Consider the following 19,331-nt stretch of genomic DNA (forward strand, 5'->3'; position numbering starts at 1 on the left):
TATCAACAATGTCAAAGAAGAAAGATACTATAAACATTGCAAGTACATTGAACCGCAGAACGTTTCTTTCTAAATCTGCTATGGGTCTGGGAGCTGCTGCATTAGGTTCTATGCTTAATCCTTCAGCGACATTTGGCAAAACTACCTCCGGGGGTATTTTGTCTTCTCCCCATTTTGCCCCTAAAGCAAAAAGAGTCATCTATCTATTCCAAAGTGGAGGTCCTTCTCAACTGGAAACTTTTGATTACAAGCCAAAGCTGGAAAAAATGAATGGAGAAGAACTTCCTGACTCCGTTAGACAAGGACAGAGGCTCACCGGGATGAGTGCCGGACAATCATCTCTGCCATTGGCAGGATCAACCTATTCATTTCAACAATACGGAAAAAGTGGATCCTGGGTGAGTGAGCTTTTACCCTACACCAGCCAGATCGTAGATGAGCTCTGCTTCATCAAAAGTATGCACACTGAGGCCATTAACCATGATCCGGCGATCACATTTTTCCAAACTGGTTCGCAACTTGCCGGTCGCCCCAGTATTGGCTCCTGGCTTGACTACGGGCTGGGTTCTGAAAATGAAAACTTACCTTCTTTTATTGTATTAGTATCTAAAAATGCCGGAGGACAACCGCTTTATGCCCGACTTTGGGGCAATGGTTTCCTGCCTTCCCGACATCAGGGGGTGCAATTCCGTTCCGGCAAAGATCCTGTCCTTTACCTCAATGATCCCAATGGTTACCACAGCAGTGATCGGCGTAGCATGCTCAATTATCTGAAAGAACTAAACAAAGCACAATTAAGCATCTATGGAGATCCAGAAATCCAAAATCGTATCGCTCAGTATGAAATGGCGTTTCGTATGCAAACTTCTGTACCTGAAGTAACAGATATGTCAGATGAGCCAGACTGGGTATTTGATATGTATGGACCTGATTCACGGGACCCTGGCACATATGCTGCTAACTGTCTTATGGCCAGGAGGTTGATAGAAAGGGATGTCAAATTTGTGCAGCTCTATCATCAGGGCTGGGATCAGCACAATGACCTGCCTGCCGGTATTAAAAGTCAATGTAAAAAGACTGATCAGGCCTCTGCCGCATTGGTCAGGGATCTCAAACAAAGAGGTTTACTGGAAGATACGCTGGTCATCTGGGGTGGTGAATTTGGCCGTACCAATTATTCTCAAGGTAAGCTGACCAAAGATAACTATGGGCGTGACCATCACCCCCGCTGCTTCACTATGTGGATGGCTGGTGCGGGAGTAAAAAAAGGCTTTACATATGGGGAAACAGATGAGTTTGGTTATAACATTGTCAAAGACCCTGTTCATGTTCATGATTTTCAGGCTACCTTACTCCATCTATTAGGGATAGATCATGAACGATTGACATTTAAACATCAGGGAAGAAGATACAGGCTTACTGACGTACATGGAAAAATAGTGAAACAGATTCTCAGCTAGGTGACATTTCCAGCTATTTATTGCGTCTATGGGGCACAGCGTGCTCTATACGCAAGCCACTTTATCAGCACAGGGTAACTCGTAACCTAACAAAAATTTTAATCTGGTTTAGCCTGTAAAGAAGCAGTTCGTCAGTAAGATCAGAAATCATTACTTTCTTAAGGGGGAACTGATATTTTTTGTATTTTGATTGATTCAGATATAACAACAACCTATCAATTTTTATGAAAAGAATTTTTCCCCATTCCGGTTTAAGCCGCCGTAATTTTATCAAAAACTCCGCTGCACTAGGAGTTGGATTGGGTTTTACCGGTACTTCAGCTTTTGCCTCATCTTTCAATAAAATTCAAAATGTTCTACCCCGCTGGAGGGGTTTTAACCTGCTGGATTTCTTTTCTCCTGATCCTGACAATTCAAGGCCTCAGACCAAAGAAGATTATTTCCGCTGGATGTCTGACTGGGGATTTGATTTCGTAAGAATTCCGATGGCATATCCTACCTATCTTGATATTGACCATAGCCAGAAAATCACACCTGAACAGGTGTATCACATTGATGTACAAAGAGTAGATCGGATTTCCAGCTTAATTGACTTAGCGCATAAGTACAATCTGCATGTCAGCCTGAATTTACACCGGGCACCCGGCTATTGTGTCAACGCCGGTTTTTATGAGCCCTACAACCTTTGGAAAGATCAGGAAGCGCTGGAAGCCTTTTGTTTTCATTGGAACATGTGGGCCACGCGCTACAAAAATACTTCTTCGGATAAGATCAGTTTTGACCTGGTGAATGAACCCAGCATGCGGGAAGATATGAACGACCAGCACTCTCGCCGTAGTTCTGTACCGGGTGAACTTTACCGCAAAGTTGCCAAAGCAGCTTCAGCAACCATTCGTAAAGCTAATCCTAATCACCTGGTCATCGCAGATGGTAATGATGTGGGTACCAGTGTGATTCCTGAAATCACTGACCTGAACATAGCACAGAGCTGTCGCGGTTACTATCCCGGAATTATTTCTCACTACAAGGCTCCCTGGGCTAATAAAGACCCTGATAGCTTACCGGAGCCTAAATGGCCGGGTACAATAGAGTTTACGGTTCAGGATAGCACCGGCCAAGAGGTTAAGAAACCTATGGTTTTGAAAAGAGAGATGCTGGAGACTTTTTACCAGCCCTGGATTGAATTGGTAAAAAGCGGTGTAGGCGTACACTGTGGTGAATGTGGCTGCTGGAATAAGACTCCTCACGATGTTTTCCTGGCCTGGTTTGACGATGTGCTGGACATACTTACCACCCATAACATAGGCTATGGTATCTGGGAGTTCAGCGGCAGCTTCGGCTTACTGGATTCTGGTCGTGAAGATGTAGATTATGAAGACTGGTACGGACACAAGCTAGATAGAAAAATGCTTGACCTTTTGATGAAACATTAATCCATAAGCTTCTTAAAATCAGACGTTTATATCTAAATTTTCTATCAATCAGTTGATGTGTTGTTACTTTATTTAACAGCCTCAAAATTTGGTTGTATCTCATTTAAAGCTTGGTCCACATCAATGTATATTTCAAGATCTTTTAATGCAATTACCTGGTAGTTGTTATCATGTAAAAATTTCAGATAAATTTCAAAAAGTTTAGGAGGAGTAGTCACCCAATCATGTGCATAGTCTGGTACACCATGTACAGTTAACACGACTACTTTTCCATCTTTTGCCTGCTTAATAGCATTGATCACGCGCTCCTTATCCTCACCAGTAGTGCTAAAACTCGGTATGAGGTAAGGGTGATGAATTAATGGGTCGTAAGCCAGACTACCTCCTGCCCGGGCAAGTCGGTATCCCTGTTTTTTAAGTGTTGTGATAACTTCTTCGTCGGTTTCATAAGCAGGATAAGCGAAAGTAATAGGTTTTTCAAGGCCTAATGCCACACATTTTTCCTCAATATACGTAAGTTCTTTGATCAGTTCAGCTTCATCAATCCGGTTCACATGGGTGTGGTGATGGGTATGATTGGCAATTTCAAATCCCATCTCTCCAAGCTTCTGTATCTGCTCCCAGGACATGTATTTACTTTTATCCTCAAAGTCAGGTGGAAATTCACAAACAAAAAATGTAGCTCCAAATCCATATTTTTTAAGCAATGGACCTACATAAGTAGCATGGGTACTTACTGCATCATCAAAAGTGAGCACCACCAATTTATCAGGGATTTGCTGTTTGAAGAACTGGGAAAACACAGGACCCGCTGATAAACAATGGATCAACAATAGTACGATAATCTTAGGCTGTATTTTGATCATTCTATTGATAAACTTTTCATAATGCCATACAGCTTTCATATCAATAAGTATAAAAAATGAATACTTGCATTCATTATTTTGTGATTCATTCAAAGATACATTTGGCATTTTCAGACAATACTAGTCAATATGAAAAACTTCCTGCAACGCTTTGGTTACAGGTGAATTATCAGGATTGGTTTCCATAATATCTGCCATATAATCCCACCATCTTCTCACCACAGGATGAGATGCCAGCTGATTTCCATCATAATGATCGTCTACTTTTTGAACGGCGAAAAGTGTAAGACTTTCCTCATCCAGATAAATTGAATAGTCATGGATCCCTGCTTCTTTCAGGCTTTGACTTAGCTCCGGCCAGATTTCATCATGTCTTTTCTTATACTCTTCTTCAAAACCAGCTATCAGTTTCATTGTAAATGCTTTGCGCTTCATATCTTATATAGGTTAGCTCTAAATAGTTTTTGCTCTTCTAATTTTTGCAAAATTCACAAAACGATGGCTTCGCCAAAAGACCATAAAGCCTATGCTATCCAGGCAGCAGATCACCTTTCATAATCATCTGATTTTCAGGTCTGTATAAATATTGATTTAAGTAAAATCTAAAACCAGTCTGGATATGTTTTATGGCATACCGTATTCATAAAAATGCAATGCCACTTCTGCTATTCCGTCCTGTTCTATCTGCTATGTATAATGAAAGCAGTACTTATTTATGCCGCAAATAAAGTTTGTTGATCTTCTCTTTGGCTCTCTTTAAACGCATTTTCACCGCACTTTCTGAAAGATTAAGCGTTTGCTGTATATCTTTAATTTGGTGTTTTTCTTTGTATTTGAGTAATAAAAGCATTTTTTCTTCCGGGGTCATTTGCTCTAAAAGTTCCATCAAAACTTTTTCACTTAAAGCTTCACTAATTTCTTCTTCGCTTTCAATGATATCTCCTACTTCATCGCTCAGCTTCTCAGTGATGACACTGTGCACGTTTTTTTTATGCTTCCTCAGGTAATCAATGCAGGTGCTGTGTATGATCGTAAACAGCCAGGTAGAAAATTTGGCCTCATTCCGAAAGTCTTTGATACGTAAAAAAATTTTAATGAGAATTTCCTGCATCAAGTCTTCACTAGCCGCATCCTGCTTTACATAAGAGTTGCATTTTTTAAGAATTTTCTTCTCATGCCTTCGGGTCAGCTCCGCAAAAAACCTTTGATCACCGCTCTCCTTTAACTGATTCGCTAAATCTTCATCACTTAATTTTTCTAATCCAATCATTGTATCATAAGAGTCATTATTTTTTAAAATATAATTAATCATATAATTATCACTCATACATGTGACTTTTGATTTCAGTGCCGTCAAAGTAGTAAAATTATTGAAATCAAGCATGGATGATAATAAACATGTACTTACTGTCAATATAAAGCCCCAGCCAGACGATGTTACCTGTGGACCTACTTGTCTGCATGCGCTGTATAATTACTACCAGGATCACTTAGACATGGAAGTAGTGATCGGAGAAGTACAGCAATTAAAAAGTGGTGGTACTTTGGCAGTTTATCTGGGCATTCACGCTTTACAACGTGGCTATCAGGCAACTATCTATACCTATAACCTTCACATATTTGATCCCACCTGGTTTACCGAAAACACTCAGCTGCATGTTAAGCTGAGACAACAGGCTTCTGTGAAAAGACAATTAAGGATAAAGCTGGCTACGGATGCATATGTTCAGTTTTTAAGCCTTGGCGGTAAAATTTTGTATGAAGAACTTACTCCCAGGCTTTTGAAAAAATATCTGGTAAAACAGATTCCTATTTTGACCGGCTTGAGCGCAACCTATCTGTATCAGTGCGCACGAGAAATTGCTGAGACCAATCAGTATCATGATATCAAAGGGGAACCCAGCGGTCACTTTGTGCTGATCAAAGGTTATGACAGGGACAGCCGTATGGTTCATATTTCTGACCCTTTGAATCCGAATCCGGTAGCCAAAACCGAACAACATTACCAGGTACCAATTGACCGACTTATCAATGCCATCTTACTGGGCATTGTCACTTACGATGCGAATTTATTAATCATTCAGCCGAAAAAAAGTTAAGATGTCTAAACTAATCGTTACAGAAAACCCAAATAACTGGAAATTTAAAATTGAAGGCGTTCAGGTGATTACTCCCGCTGACTATTTCGGAGAGACACAATTATTGAAAGCTAAAAACACAAAAATTCTCAATTTCTGCCGTTCCTATCAGTACCAAAGCCTTGGTTATTATGTATCGCTTCTAGCAGAGGCCAGAGGGCATAAAGTAATGCCTCGTATATCAGCGATTCAGGATTTTCGTTTCCCTTCCCTGATCCGCGAAGACAGCTTAGATTTTGATGAACTGATACAGGATACTTTTAAGCAGGTAAACGAAAAAACAGTTGAGATGCGCATTTATATGGGTAAAACTCAGAATGAGGCTTTCCTGAAACTTGCTTCTTTACTATTCAATCTCCTGCAAACGCCTTTGCTAAAAGCACGATTTGTAAAGAAAGAGAAAAAATGGTTGCTCCAGTATATTCAGCCGGCAAACAATTCAGATATTCCTGATGAGGATAAACCTATACTCCACGCATCACTGCAGGCTTACTTTGAGGGCAAAAAAACATTTGGAAGCAACATATCCCGCAAAAAGTACGACCTGGCAATCCTGGTAAGTCAGGAGGAAAAAACACCCCCTTCCAATGTTAAGGCGATTCAAAAATTCGTGAAGGCGGCGGACAAGACCGGTTTTAGTGTAGACCTCATCACCAAAAATGATCTGAGCAAACTGATCCAGTATGATGCCTTATTTATTCGTGAAACAACGAATGTAAACCATCATACTTTTCGTTTTGCGAAAAAAGCAGAGGCAGAGGGTTTAATCGTCATTGATGACTCTGATTCCATTCTTAAATGCACCAATAAAGTGTATTTAAACGAGGTACTTCAGGCCAACCAGATTCTTACCCCCAAATCTATGATGGTGCGTAAAGAAACCCCCTTGTCTGCATTATATGATTTTGGCTTTCCTCTGGTATTAAAACAACCGGACAGCTGTTTTTCCAAAGGGGTAATCAAAATCAATTCAGAGCCGGAACTGGTGCCGGCCATGCAAAGCCTTTTCCAAAATTCTGAATTACTGATAGCCCAGGAATTTATGCCCACAGCTTTTGATTGGCGTATTGGTATCATCAACAATGAACCACTGTATATCTGCAAGTATTTTATGGCTCGCAATCACTGGCAGATTGTTAACTGGTCAAAGGCTAAGGATAAAGATGGCAAAGCTGAAACATTGACTTTGAGTGAAGCTCCCAAAGCATTGATAGATACCGCCGTAAAAGCTACCAGGCTCATTGGTGATAGTCTTTACGGTGTTGATATCAAAGAAGTAAACGGCCAGTACTTCGTAATTGAAGTAAATGATAATCCGAGTATAGATAGTGGCATAGAAGACAAGATGATTAAGGATCAACTGTATTTAAGCATTATGGATACTCTTTTACAACGTGTCAAATCTAACTAATATGCAAAACCGCAAACCTCTTCATCTTTTCCAGGCCTACGGTGTGGAACTGGAATACATGATCGTTGATAAAAACACACTGAACATAAAACCCATTGCGGATGAGTTACTGAAAGCCGCGGCAGGTGAATATGTTGACGAGTATGAGAACGGATCAGTTACCTGGTCTAATGAACTGGTAAGACACGTAATTGAATTGAAATGTACCCAACCTACTGCTGATCTGTGGAGACTGGCAGACGATTTTGCTACGAATGTAAAGCAGATCAATCATTTGCTGGCCCAATTTGATGCCAAACTCATGCCTACCGCAGCTCATCCCTGGATGAATCCTGCCCAGGAAACTCAGCTTTGGCCTTATGGTAACAAAGAAATTTATGAAACTTATGATCGGATTTTCAATTGTAAAGGACATGGATGGTCAAATTTGCAAAGCACACATTTGAATCTGCCTTTTGCTGGGGATGAAGAATTTGCCAGCTTACATGCTGCAATAAGAGTGCTGATGCCCATTATGCCAGCATTAACCGCCAGTTCTCCTATCCTGGAAGGTGAGTATACCGGTAAAATTGACAAAAGATTAGATTACTACCAGCTCAATCAAAAGCAGATTCCGCTGATTACCGGCAAAGTAATTCCTGAGAAAGCTTTTTGTCAGGCTGATTATCAAAAGCTTATTTATGATCCTATCACCTCGGCTATTAAGCCTTATGATAAAGATAATATCCTGGAAGCCGTATGGTTAAATTCAAGGGGGGCAATAGCAAGGTTTGACCGTGGATCCATTGAAATCAGAATATTGGATATTCAGGAAAGCCCGCTTGCAGATTTGGCAATTCTTAACCTGATTATCCATGTGCTAAAATTACTGGTAGAAGAAAAACTAAGTACTTTTAATGAGCAAAAGTCCTGGTCAGAGGATGCGTTATTCAACATATTTAGCAATGTAATTGAGCATGCAGAAGATACGCTCATAGAAGAAAATAATTATCTTAAACTGCTTGGATGGGATAAAAAAAGGGTAAAAGCAAAACAAATTTGGCTGCACTTGTACAAACTCGTGTTATCCCATTATCCTGAAGCAATCGCGAACTGGGCTCCCACCCTGGATACGCTACTTCTACGAGGTTCATTGGGTAACAAGATTCTCCAACTTACTGACGGCATTTACACTCAAGAGAACCTAAAATTAATTTATAGCGAATTGAGTGACTGTCTGGATGAAAATGAAACTTTTGAAACATGGCAAACTACGCATGTTTCCTGAGCTGTGAGCACGGAGGTTATGAAATACCTCCCACCTATCAACAATATTTCATCGGTCAGGAAGCTATTCTTCAAAGTCATCGCGGATGGGACCCGGGAACACTTGATCTTGCCAAAGTACTTTCAGCAAAGCTGGAGCTTCCTTTGGTGTCCTGTACCATAAGCAGGTTGCTGATAGAGATGAATCGCTCATTAGGACACCCACAGCTTTATTCAGAGTTCACAAACTATCTTTCCTACGAGGAAAAAGCACTACTTATAAAGGAGTTATATCTTCCCTACAGAAATAAGATCACGTCAATTATTGAAAAGAACATAGAAGATAAGCAAACGAACGTACATTTTTCTATACACTCATTTACACCCGTTTATGATGGTAATATTAGAAATCTGGATATAGGAATTCTGTTTGACCCGGGACGAAAGCTTGAGTTAGGTATTGCCAAACAGATAAAACCCGAATTGGTCGATTTATTACCCAGAAGCAAAATATTTTTTAATGAGCCTTACCGGGGAATTGATGATGGACTTACTTCTTACTTAAGAACAAAATACAAGGATAGCAGATATGCAGGTATAGAAATTGAAATCAACCAAAAATGGGTAGGCACTGATCATTTTATAGATATTACCAGAGCAATGGAAATTATATTGAATGGTTTCAAAACCAGAAAGCCAGTGACAAAATAATCACTGGCTTTACTTATTACAAGCACTGAAAACACTGTTAATCAATTCATTCTAATTCATTTTTTTCACTCTCAATATTATCCGCCATCAGCATATTGAGTAATTGATGTAATCTTGTTTTGGTAGCACTGAACTTATGCATCAATTCATAATACTCTTTTTCAAGTAGCATCTCGTTTGTGATTTCAAGATGTTCTCTAACAAAAATTGCAAATAACATCATGCTTTGACGGTTTGCTTTATTGTCCACAAAAAACTTTCTGATCGCATTATTCATGTTATACATGCTGTTCTTTTCAGAAATGAGATACTTATTAAAATGTCTCTGAAAATCATCACATGCCTGAGCAAAAGAAAAGCCTTTTAGTAGTTTCTCTTCAGAAAGCTTGTCTTTATATTCATTATAAAATGATTCAGCCCCATTAGGTTGGATTTCAAGTTCTGGAAAGCGCATCATATTTTTAAGTATTTAAATTTCTATCTTTAATATATATGCAATATAAATAAGAATATTGAAGTTTCAAATTAAAATAGTTCAATTTTATAATTTTTACATTTATTCTTACATCGGTTTTTTACCGTTTTCACATCACGAATTATCCAAAAGGATAATGATCGCGGTTTTGCACAAAAAAAAAGTAGATATTCTTACTGATATAATAGAATTGAGAAGAAGGGCTTTTAGATGTTATATGTGTCCTTATTTAGTTCTTGGGGTGAACCCATTCATTTAAAAAACTAAAGGAGGGTAAGATACCCTCCTAAGTCCATTTCCATCAAGTAAACAGCCCAATTGTTTTTCCAGCGACCGCCGAAGCGGTGTTTCAGTCAAAAAAATTAAAAATGGTCAAGTCAAAAAAATCTGGAATAACAATTTGCAACAGGTATTTCTAATTTCGTGCCTATCCTAATCTGTGCTGATTTTTTAAGATTAGGTGGACATTTTAAAGCGAGATTTCCCCATCAGTGTAGAAAATACGCATCAATTCCACATTGATTTTCCTGATAAATGAAGTCATTCTTAAGTAACGAATTGCTCAATTATGGGTTATAGCATTAAGGATTTGAAAATTTTTTAAACATTAATGATGAATTAGGAGCAAAACCATATAGATCAAAAAAAATCAAAGCATGGGAGACCTAATAATTCATGGATAAGAATGCTATTCTTAGGGCTTCTCATCATATTTGGTTTCTATTTTTTCGGGCAGACCAACAGTAGCACTCAGGTTATCACCTGGCAACAATTGGAAGAAAAGTATTTACAAAAAGGCCAGGTTGAAAGTATTGAGATTATCAATAAAAAAATCGCAAATGTTTATTTGAAGGATAGTGTTAACAAGGCTGATGAAAAGGACACTGGCATATTTGACCAAGGATTAAACAACCCTGATTATCAATATACCCTGGGTTCAGTAGAAACTTTTGAAGATAAAGTGCAAAAGGCTGAAGCCGAATATAACCTTAGTCCTGTCAATGTAAGTTATGTGTATCGTACAAACTGGCTGGAAAACCTGCTTCCCTGGTTATTGCCAATCTTTCTTATTGTGCTTTTCTTTTATTTTATGCGTAAAAGGGCTCAGCAATCTATGGGCGGAGGAAATAACATCTTTTCCATCGGTAAGTCAAAAGCCAAAATATATGATGAAACTAACAAACCTTCTGTAAGATTCAAAGACATAGCAGGACTGGACGAAGCCAAAACTGAAGTTCAGGAAGTAGTGCATTACCTGAGAGATACGCGTAAATATGAAGCTGTAGGCGCTAAAATTCCTAAAGGCATGTTGTTAGTAGGCCCTCCGGGTACTGGTAAAACGATGATGGCTAAGGCTGTAGCCGGTGAGGCGAATGTTCCTTTTTTATCCATGTCAGGATCTGATTTTGTAGAGATGTTTGTCGGTGTGGGTGCATCCCGGGTAAGAAACCTTTTCAAGCAAGCCAAAGAGAAAGCTCCCTGTATTATCTTTATAGATGAAATTGATGCCATTGGGCGATCCCGGGGTAAGGCTAAATCTATGCAAAGCAATGATGAACAGGAAAACACCCTTAACCAATTACTTCAGGCGCTTGACGGATTTGAGACCAATTCAGGCGTAATTGTAATGGCAGCTACCAATCGCAGAGATGTACTGGATAAAGCTTTGCTGAGGCCGGGCCGGTTTGACCGTGAAATATACCTTGACCTTCCAAATCTGGAGGAAAGGAAGGCTATTTTTAAAGTTCACCTTGATACAATCAATGTAAAAAATGACATTGAGGTAAATATATTGGCTGCACAAACTGCAGGATTTGCTGGTGCTAATATTGCCAATATTTGTAATGAGGCTGCGTTGATGGCTGCACGTAACGAAAGAGATTATGTAATTAACTCAAGTTGCGAATTAAAAGGTTAAATGAAGCATAGTCTGCCAAAAGATTGTTAAAGTGAAGTTACCACACTTTACCTAACAATTACATGACAGACTATACTATTGCAATATATTGTTTTATGGACGATTATTTAAAAATCAGCCAACCCCACATAGACATTCGTCGCAAAGTAAGTGATGCGGAGATATTAACTACTGCCCTGCTCTCAGCCCAGTACTTTTATGGCAACCAGCACACTACTTGTCAATACATGCAGCAACATCATGGGATGGCCAAAATAGACAAGTCTAACTTTAATCGCCATCTGCATCGCCTATCAAATACTTTAATCAGGATCTTTTTAGCATTGGGGGAGAGTCTCAAGCAACTCAACACTGCAAGTCGCTACTTAATAGATTCGTTCCCAGTAGCTGTTTGTAAAAACATTCGTATTGGGAGGTGCAAGCTACTAAAACATGAATCTTATCGGGGATACAATGCCTCCAAACGACAGTATTTCTATGGTTTTAAGGTACAGGTAGTTACCACCGCCGATGGTATACCAGTGGATTATTTGATCACGGCTGGTTCTATTCACGACAATACAGCTTTACAAGCTATGTCCCTATCCTTACCTCAAGGTAGTGAACTTTATGCTGACAGTGCTTATACGCATTATGAGTTGGAAGACCTTTATGAAGAATGCGATCAGGTGCGCCTATTGGTAGAGCGAAAATCTAACTCAAAAAGGCAGGATAACGCAGCTATGCGTTTTTTAAAAAAGCATTACAGAAAGCGTATTGAAACCTGCTTCAGCCAAGTTACTGCTCGCTTTCCCGGAAAAATCCATGCAGTTACCCCACAGGGGTTCTTGCTCAAGGTCGTTCTGTTCCTATTTGCTTTTACTTTTAACAAAACATTATCCACAACTTAAATTAATTAATGAAGATATGATAAATGCGTTGGACCGCACAGTGGCTGGTCTGGAGAAAAAGAGCAGGAAGAGATCTGAAGAAGAAAAGGAAATCATTGCTTATCACGAAGCAGGCCATGCGGTAATCAGCCATTTACTTAAAAATGTTGATGATTTAGTCAAAGTAAGCATTATCCCGCGCGGCAGGTCCCTGGGTGCGAACTGGTATATGCCGCAGGAAAGAAATATTGTCACCAAAAAACAACTCTTTGATAAAATGTGTACTACCCTGGGGGGAAGAGCAGCTGAAGAAATTGTTTTTGATGAAATTTCCTCCGGTGCATTGGATGACCTGGAAAAAGTAACCAAAATGGCTTATAGCATGGTTTCCATGTATGGGCTAAGTGAAAAAGTCGGCAATCTTAGTTTTCATGATAGTTCGGGAGAAAATCAACAATCTTTACAAAAACCATATAGTGAATACCTGGGAAAAAAGATTGATGAAGAAGTGCAGCAGGTAATATATAATGCTTATCAAAGAGCAAAATTACTGCTTAGCGATGAAAGAGACGCACTGAATAGTGTTGCTGAGCTACTCTTAGAGAAAGAAGTAATTCTTAAAAAAGATGTTGATAAGATTTTAGCAGAAGAGACTGTATAAGGTTGTTTTATTTTTAGCAAAGATAAACTAAAAAAAGCCTCTGAAACAGAGGCTTTTTTTTAATATAACTGATTCAGACTAATATCTTCAATGTATGGATTGAGGCGTGCGGTTTGAATAAAACCCTCAATCTTATCAACCTGCCCCAGTTCAAGGTTATAAATAATTTCTACAAAAAAATCATTCAATGCATATAGGTCGTGATGGTAGCGAAAACCATCTTTCCTCGCCAAATGACTCCCATGTTTCCAGGTATACTGCGCCTGCCGAGAGATGGTCAGCTTTGAAAAAATATCTATATCCACACAAAAGTATTTAGTAATGCCTCCTCATTTGTCTATTTGTAAAACGAAGATTAAAATTTAATATTCCTATAGTTTCAATAATCTTAATCCGCGTTTCGTAAATTGTTGATTTACTGCTAAGTAAAATAGCTTAGTGTAAATGATCATCCTGCAATATGCAAGCTGCAATATTGTCTTGCTTTGTGATAATTTATTGCTCCATCAAATAAGCTTTGATAAAGTCATCTAGATCTCCATCCAGCACCTGATTAACATCTGTACGTTCTATTCCTGTCCTGGTATCTTTTACTAATTTGTAAGGATGTAAAACATAATTTCTGATCTGAGAACCAAAATCAATCTTATCCTTATTACTTTCTATTTCAGCTCTTTCTGCATTTTTTCTTTCTACTTCTACCTGGTATAGCCTGGATTTCAGCATTTTCATGGCTTTATCCTTATTCTGAAGCTGAGATCGTTCCTGCTGACACTCTACTACTATTCCGGAAGGAGCATGCCGTAAACGAACTGCGGTCTCCACTTTATTTACATTCTGCCCCCCTGCACCACCAGAGCGAAAAGTCTCCCAGGTAATATCTGCAGGATTGATATCTATTTCAATGGAATCATCTACTACGGGATAGACGAATACCGATGCAAAAGATGTTTGCCGCTTACCATTAGCATTAAATGGCGATATTCTTACCAAACGATGTACTCCATTTTCAGACTTTAAGTTACCATAAGCGAACTCACCATTAAACTCAAGCGATACGCCCTTGATACCTGCCGTGTCTCCTGGCTGATAGCTTAGCTGTTTTACATTATAGTGGTGGCTTTCTCCCCACATGATGTACATACGCATCAGCATTTCGGACCAGTCCTGACTTTCGGTCCCCCCCGCACCTGGGTTTATCTCCAAAATAGCACTTAGTTGATCTTCTTCTCCAGAAAGCATTTTTTTGAACTCTAGATCCTCTATGATCTGGAGCGCCTTCTTATATTCTTTATTAATATCACCTTCACTGACCTCATCCAGTTCATAAAACTCATAGAGGGTCTCCAGGTCTTCGTAAGCAGCCTGAGCTTTTTCAAAACTATTGGTCCACACTTTTTTGCTCTGAATGGACTTCATGGTAAGCTCTGCCTCTTTAGGATCATTCCAGAAATCCGGCTGAACACTTATGGCTTCCTCGTCTTCTATTTCACTTTTCTTCTTATCGTAGTCAAAGATACCCCCTCAAGGCATCTACTCTTACCTTTAAATCCTTCAACTGATCTTTAGTCATGGTATTAATGATCAAATAGGGTTAAACAAAAAAAATCCACTTTAATCGGAAAGTGGATTACAATATAATTTTATGCACTAAATTTTATGAATCCATCCAAAACGGTCTTCTTTTTTTCCTCTTTTGATGGCTTCCATTTCCAGCAGCGCTTTGTTAGAAAATTCTCTGGTTTCAACTGGAGGAAGTTCATAGTCAATCCCTTCGTAACCAATGGCTGCAATATGGGCTACAGTAGCAGCAGTACCAGCACCAAAGGCTTCCTCTAAGCTACCTGTTTTAATCGCATCAATAATTTCAGTTACGGTTACTTTTCTCACTTCTACTTCCATACCCCAGTCATTCGCCAATGCTAAGATACTATCGCGCGTTACTCCTTCCAATATGGTTCCACTGGTAGGAGGAGTGATTAATTTACCATCAATCACCAGCATGATGTTCATGGTGCCTGCTTCCTCGATCAGCGTATGAGTTTTGCTGTCTGTCCAGATAAGCTGATCGTAGCCTTCCTTTCCGGCAAGTTGTGCAGGATATAAAGAAGCGGCATAATTACCGGCTGTTTTCGCAGCTCCGGTGCCTCCTTCCGCTGCTCTCACAAATTTGGTCTCTATCTTTACCCTCACCGGTTTACTATAATAGCCTCCTACAGGACAGGTAAAGATCATAAACTTATATGTGAGTGACGGACGCACACCAATATACTCGTCGGCAGCAAACATGAAAGGTCTGAGATAAAGTGAATTTCCCTCTTTATCGGGAATCCAGGAACGGTCCAGCCTAACGAGTTCGTCTAGTCCACCAATAAAAATTTCTTCAGGAAGCTCCGGCATGCACATTCTGATAGCTGAGCGATTAAAACGCTGAGCATTTTTTTCGGGGCGAAAGATTAGGGCGCTACCGTCATCTCCTTTGTGGGCTTTCATTCCCTCAAAAATAGACTGCCCATAATGCAATGCTGCATTTGCCGGACTTAATTTCAGATGCTCAAAAGGCACTATTCTTAAGCCTCCCCATTGCCCATCCACATAATCTGCAATGAACATATGGTCGGAATAAACTTTGCCAAATGGAATATTGTCAAAATCAACCTGATTGATTCTTGAGTTCTGTACTTTCTGAATGGCAATATCAAGTGTTCCTGTCATGACCTTTCACTTTGCTAAAAACAATATTAGTAATAGAGTAATCTAAATCTTTTCAAAACAAAGCTATTGATTTTACGGAATTAATCAGTCTTTATAGATTAAGAAATAGCTTATTTGGAAAAATTATATCATATATACGTTCAGCTAAATAGGCAGGTTTTTAATATTTCGTCTACCCAGATTTTATACATGCTTCCGGATGGATGTAACTGATCATCCACCAGATAATCTTTATTTTGCTTAGCTTTCAAAGATAGCTGAGTGATATCACAATATTGAAAACCATGTTGAAAGGCAAAATTCTTATTGATCTGGTTGTATTGACTAAGTTCCTGGCTGATTCTTTGAGGGTTTTTATCTCTTGCAAATGGTGTAATTCCATAATCAGGAATGGAAATGACAAATACCTGTTGAGATTTATGTCTTACCAATGGCAGCATTATGTTCGCCAAAATTTCCAAATCACTCTGGTAACTTTTGATGCTTTGTCCCCGGTACTGGTTGTTAACACCTATCAGAAGAGAAATCCAGTCATAAGATGTATCAAGTTCACTTATAGAAATCCCATCTATTAACTCAGAAGTTGTCCATCCTGTAGTGGCAATAATTTGGGGAGTCTGCCAGTCTAGCTTTTGAGCAAGTTGTGTTGGCCATCTTTCATTCTCCCGCACCCCTTCTCCAAACGAATATGAATCGCCTAATGCCAGATAGCTGGGTTTACTATCATCCATAAAAACGCTTATTGATTTAGTTCTGATTGAAGTTTTTTAGGCAGCCCCTTTACAACTAATGCATAAGAATCATCAACCCACTTTTGTAAAAGCTTATCTCCTATGCTCCCGGTGAGTAATACTGTATTCCAGTGCTTTTTATTCATATGATAGCCGGGTATGACTTCCTGATATTGCTCCCGAAGTAATTCGGCCTGATCAGGATCACATTTGAGATTTACACTTTCAAACGAATCCACATGGGTGAGTGCGAACATCTTACCTGCAACCTTGAAGACCAAAGTCTGCTCGTCAAAAGGAAATTCCTCAGTTACACCTTTTTTAACGAGACAGAAAGCACGAAATGATTCAATATCCAATTAGAATAGATTTTTGACCACCAGATAAATTACGCCAATTAAAAACATAACAATGGAAATCTTATTGATGCCATGCATCATTTTAAGGTTTACATTATCTGTCCGATTTTTCTCTTTGCTGCGAAAAAAATATCCTCCCACTTCTCCTAATGAGAAAAAATTTTTCCATCCGCTTTTCTTATTATCACTCATAGTTAATGTTTATTTAATTAAGCAGCAATACCAGTAAAACGTTCAATAAGCAATTTGGTCGCTACTCAGGACGTGAAGTAGGCTCGTTCCAACGATCATCTTCTTTGATTAATTGGATGAGTTCATCCACTGCCTGCTCAGAAGGTACACTTCTCTTCACTACATTCTGCCCACGATACAGAGTAATTTTCCCTTTACCCGAGCCCACGTATCCATAGTCCGCATCAGCCATCTCTCCGGGTCCGTTTACGATGCATCCCATGATACCGATTTTGACTCCTTTCAAATGATCTGTTCGCTTACGAATCATCGCCGTGGTTTCCTGCAGGTCAAACAAGGTACGTCCACAGGAAGGGCAAGAGATGTATTCTGTTTTAGACATTCTCGTCCTGCATGCCTGAAGAATACCGAAAGAAATGCTGTTGTTACGCGCAATCATTTCTAATTGTATCTCTTTAGGCTTGGGGGTACCCAGATCCATGCTTAATAAGACGCCATCTCCAAAACCGTCAATCAGCAAGCCTCCCATATCAGTGGCACTATAAAGTTGCACTTTTTCATCTTCTATATCTTCGTACTTGCGCTTGATGATGACTGGAATATTGATTTCACGATTCATCAGCTCATAAAAGAACCTGCGCTGCTCAGGCATGGCATGCGCATTATCAGTATCCAGAATTAATATCAGCTTTTGATCATCAGCAATTTGTTGCCAGAAGCTTTCATCTGTTTCCGGTAAGCTGATTTCTAAAAAATTGGTTTGCCGGTGCGAAGTTTCTCTGTTCTGATATTCATGCCAGCTAAAAAGAGGCAGCTTGTTTAGCTTATCATTGCTGATTAACCATGCCTGATAGTTCAGAATCTCTTTTAGCCCATTAGGTAGCATAAAATCTATAGGCTGATTACCTGAATAAATGTAATCACATCCGATCTCATTCATGGTCCACTTATCGGGCTCAGGTAAATAAAAATGGCCTATACCTTTGAAGTCTTTGTATGTCCAATCTTTTACATTTCGTACGTCCGTGATTACTCTGGGAACATTGTCTCCCCCGATATTACCTACCTCAAAACTCTCCCGCCTGCTATAACTATAAGGATCTTTGGGCACATGCTCAACCGGAAGTATAAGCTGATGCCCCGAACGTTTATCATATCTTTTCACCAAATTATAAGCTACCGGCACCTCATACTCAGGCTCTTCAGTGAGCGAAACCCTCACAGTATCACCCAGTCCGTCTTCCAGCAGCGTTCCTATGCCTACTGCGGATTTGATGCGACCATCTTCACCATCTCCGGCTTCAGTTACTCCCAGATGTAACGGATAAGGCTGCAATCCTTCTTCATCCAGTTTCTGGACAAGCATACGGTAAGCCTGCACCATTACCTGTGTATTACTGGCTTTCATGGAAATGACAATATCATAGTATTTCATCTCCTCACAGATACGGATAAACTCTAAGGCTGACTCAACCATACCCAAAGGCGTATCTCCATAACGGCTCATGATCCTGTCAGACAGAGAGCCATGATTAGTACCGATACGCATAGCTGTACCATATTCTTTGCAGATATGAATCAGGGGTTCAAACTTCTCACGAATACGCTCAATCTCCAGCTGATAAGTATCATCGGTATATTCAATCAGCTCAAATCTTTTCTTGTCCGCGTAGTTTCCAGGATTGATCCGCACCTTTTCCACCAGACGTGCTGCCAGTTCGGCTGCATTGGGGGTAAAATGAATATCTGCTACCAAGGGCACCTTGTAACCTCTCTTCAACAGTTCTTGCTTGATGTTTTCAAGGTTTTGTGCTTCTTTGATACTGGGAGCGGTAATACGGACATACTCACAGCCAGCATCCACCATACGGATGGTCTGCTCTACCGAACCCATAGTATCCATTGTGTCCACTGTGGTCATTGACTGTACTCTGATCGGATTCTCACCTCCCAATGGAATATCCCCAATATAGACCTCACGACTTTGACGTCGGTTGTATTCAGTAAGACTCTGACAGTATTTTTTGAAGGGCTGTACTTCTGATGCTAATATGGACATATGATTATAAGATGAATCTTAATACCATCGCAAAATAACGAAGAATGTATAAATTTTATAAGTAAACTTTGCTACTAATGAAATGTTG

At 39.6% G+C, this 19,331-nt stretch carries 20 protein-coding genes; 9 read left to right on the forward strand and 11 right to left on the reverse strand.

Annotated elements, in window-relative coordinates:
- Positions 1–8 precede the first annotated feature (8 nt).
- Positions 9–1,460, forward strand: a complete 1,452-nt coding sequence (locus OKW21_RS11760; protein WP_277479663.1) for a DUF1501 domain-containing protein — start codon at positions 9–11, stop codon at positions 1,458–1,460.
- Positions 1,461–1,684: 224 nt separating this feature from the next.
- Positions 1,685–2,893, forward strand: coding sequence for a glycoside hydrolase family 5 protein (locus OKW21_RS11765; RefSeq protein ID WP_277479664.1), 1,209 nt, complete (start codon positions 1,685–1,687; stop codon positions 2,891–2,893).
- A gap of 68 nt (positions 2,894–2,961) precedes the next feature.
- Here OKW21_RS11765 and OKW21_RS11770 read toward each other — a convergent pair whose 3' ends face one another.
- The 3 genes from OKW21_RS11770 to OKW21_RS11780 form a co-directional block, all read right to left on the reverse strand.
- The gene (locus OKW21_RS11770) at positions 2,962–3,798 is read right to left on the reverse strand and encodes a polysaccharide deacetylase family protein (protein WP_277479665.1); all 837 of its coding nucleotides are present in this window, start codon (positions 3,796–3,798) and stop codon (positions 2,962–2,964) included.
- An 81-nt stretch (positions 3,799–3,879) separates the two neighbouring features.
- Positions 3,880–4,194: an L-rhamnose mutarotase gene (gene rhaM, locus OKW21_RS11775; protein ID WP_277479667.1), complete on the reverse strand. Its 315-nt coding sequence runs from the start codon at positions 4,192–4,194 to the stop codon at positions 3,880–3,882.
- A 274-nt stretch (positions 4,195–4,468) separates the two neighbouring features.
- Positions 4,469–5,086, reverse strand: a complete 618-nt coding sequence (locus OKW21_RS11780; protein ID WP_277479668.1) for an RNA polymerase sigma factor — start codon at positions 5,084–5,086, stop codon at positions 4,469–4,471.
- 55 nt (positions 5,087–5,141) lie between these two features.
- On the opposite strand from OKW21_RS11780, the gene OKW21_RS11785 reads away from it, so the two are divergent.
- Genes OKW21_RS11785 through OKW21_RS11800 form a run of 4 tightly spaced genes read left to right on the forward strand, consistent with a single transcriptional unit; the run spans position 5,142 to position 9,264 of the window.
- Positions 5,142–5,858 (forward strand): cysteine peptidase family C39 domain-containing protein, encoded by a 717-nt coding sequence (locus OKW21_RS11785; RefSeq protein ID WP_277479669.1) that lies wholly within the window; start codon positions 5,142–5,144, stop codon positions 5,856–5,858.
- Between the two features lies 1 nt (position 5,859).
- A complete protein-coding gene (locus tag OKW21_RS11790) occupies positions 5,860–7,308 on the forward strand; it encodes a RimK family protein (protein ID WP_277479670.1) in 1,449 nt (482 codons plus the stop codon).
- Between the two features lies 1 nt (position 7,309).
- On the forward strand, positions 7,310–8,575 hold the full coding sequence (locus tag OKW21_RS11795) for a carboxylate-amine ligase (RefSeq protein ID WP_277479672.1): 1,266 nt from the start codon (positions 7,310–7,312) through the stop codon (positions 8,573–8,575).
- On the forward strand, positions 8,551–9,264 hold the full coding sequence (locus OKW21_RS11800; protein WP_277479675.1) for an N-formylglutamate amidohydrolase: 714 nt from the start codon (positions 8,551–8,553) through the stop codon (positions 9,262–9,264). The genes OKW21_RS11795 and OKW21_RS11800 overlap by 25 nt, the downstream gene beginning before the upstream one ends.
- 46 nt (positions 9,265–9,310) lie before the next feature.
- Here OKW21_RS11800 and OKW21_RS11805 read toward each other — a convergent pair whose 3' ends face one another.
- Positions 9,311–9,721: a hypothetical protein gene (locus OKW21_RS11805; protein WP_277479677.1), complete on the reverse strand. Its 411-nt coding sequence runs from the start codon at positions 9,719–9,721 to the stop codon at positions 9,311–9,313.
- Between the two features lie 703 nt (positions 9,722–10,424).
- On the opposite strand from OKW21_RS11805, the gene OKW21_RS32525 reads away from it, so the two are divergent.
- From OKW21_RS32525 to OKW21_RS11825, 3 genes are all read left to right on the forward strand, one after another.
- The gene (locus OKW21_RS32525; protein WP_338130043.1) at positions 10,425–11,657 is read left to right on the forward strand and encodes an ATP-dependent metallopeptidase FtsH/Yme1/Tma family protein; all 1,233 of its coding nucleotides are present in this window, start codon (positions 10,425–10,427) and stop codon (positions 11,655–11,657) included.
- Between the two features lie 62 nt (positions 11,658–11,719).
- Positions 11,720–12,547, forward strand: coding sequence for an IS982 family transposase (locus OKW21_RS11820; RefSeq protein WP_277479678.1), 828 nt, complete (start codon positions 11,720–11,722; stop codon positions 12,545–12,547).
- A 16-nt stretch (positions 12,548–12,563) separates the two neighbouring features.
- Positions 12,564–13,187 (forward strand): ATP-dependent metallopeptidase FtsH/Yme1/Tma family protein, encoded by a 624-nt coding sequence (locus tag OKW21_RS11825; protein WP_277479680.1) that lies wholly within the window; start codon positions 12,564–12,566, stop codon positions 13,185–13,187.
- A 59-nt stretch (positions 13,188–13,246) separates the two neighbouring features.
- Here OKW21_RS11825 and OKW21_RS11830 read toward each other — a convergent pair whose 3' ends face one another.
- The 7 genes from OKW21_RS11830 to ispG all read right to left on the reverse strand — a co-directional run bounded on the left by OKW21_RS11830 (position 13,247) and on the right by ispG (position 19,243).
- The gene (locus OKW21_RS11830) at positions 13,247–13,492 is read right to left on the reverse strand and encodes a hypothetical protein (protein ID WP_277479681.1); all 246 of its coding nucleotides are present in this window, start codon (positions 13,490–13,492) and stop codon (positions 13,247–13,249) included.
- A gap of 190 nt (positions 13,493–13,682) precedes the next feature.
- Positions 13,683–14,760, reverse strand: a protein-coding gene (gene prfB / locus OKW21_RS11835; RefSeq protein WP_277479682.1) for a peptide chain release factor 2 whose coding sequence is annotated in 2 segments (ribosomal slippage) — positions 13,683–14,699 and positions 14,701–14,760 — 1,077 coding nt in all. Because the reading frame shifts where the segments join, the coding sequence is not laid out codon by codon here.
- 77 nt (positions 14,761–14,837) lie between these two features.
- Positions 14,838–15,902 carry a branched-chain amino acid aminotransferase gene (locus OKW21_RS11840; protein WP_277479683.1) on the reverse strand — a complete coding sequence of 355 codons (1,065 nt, stop codon included), beginning with the start codon at positions 15,900–15,902 and terminating at the stop codon, positions 14,838–14,840.
- 140 nt (positions 15,903–16,042) lie between these two features.
- On the reverse strand, positions 16,043–16,633 hold the full coding sequence (locus OKW21_RS11845; RefSeq protein ID WP_277479684.1) for an SGNH/GDSL hydrolase family protein: 591 nt from the start codon (positions 16,631–16,633) through the stop codon (positions 16,043–16,045).
- 8 nt (positions 16,634–16,641) lie between these two features.
- Positions 16,642–16,992, reverse strand: coding sequence for an MmcQ/YjbR family DNA-binding protein (locus OKW21_RS11850; RefSeq protein WP_277479685.1), 351 nt, complete (start codon positions 16,990–16,992; stop codon positions 16,642–16,644).
- Positions 16,993–17,184, reverse strand: coding sequence for a DUF6728 family protein (locus tag OKW21_RS11855; protein WP_277479686.1), 192 nt, complete (start codon positions 17,182–17,184; stop codon positions 16,993–16,995). It lies immediately after the preceding gene.
- 61 nt (positions 17,185–17,245) lie between these two features.
- Entirely contained in the window at positions 17,246–19,243 is a 1,998-nt protein-coding gene (gene ispG, locus OKW21_RS11860) for a (E)-4-hydroxy-3-methylbut-2-enyl-diphosphate synthase (protein WP_277479687.1), read from the reverse strand.
- Between the last annotated feature and the right edge of the window lie 88 nt (positions 19,244–19,331).

Origin of the sequence: Catalinimonas alkaloidigena (assembly GCF_029504655.1) — a bacterium.
GTDB classification, from domain to species: domain Bacteria; phylum Bacteroidota; class Bacteroidia; order Cytophagales; family Cyclobacteriaceae; genus Catalinimonas; species Catalinimonas alkaloidigena.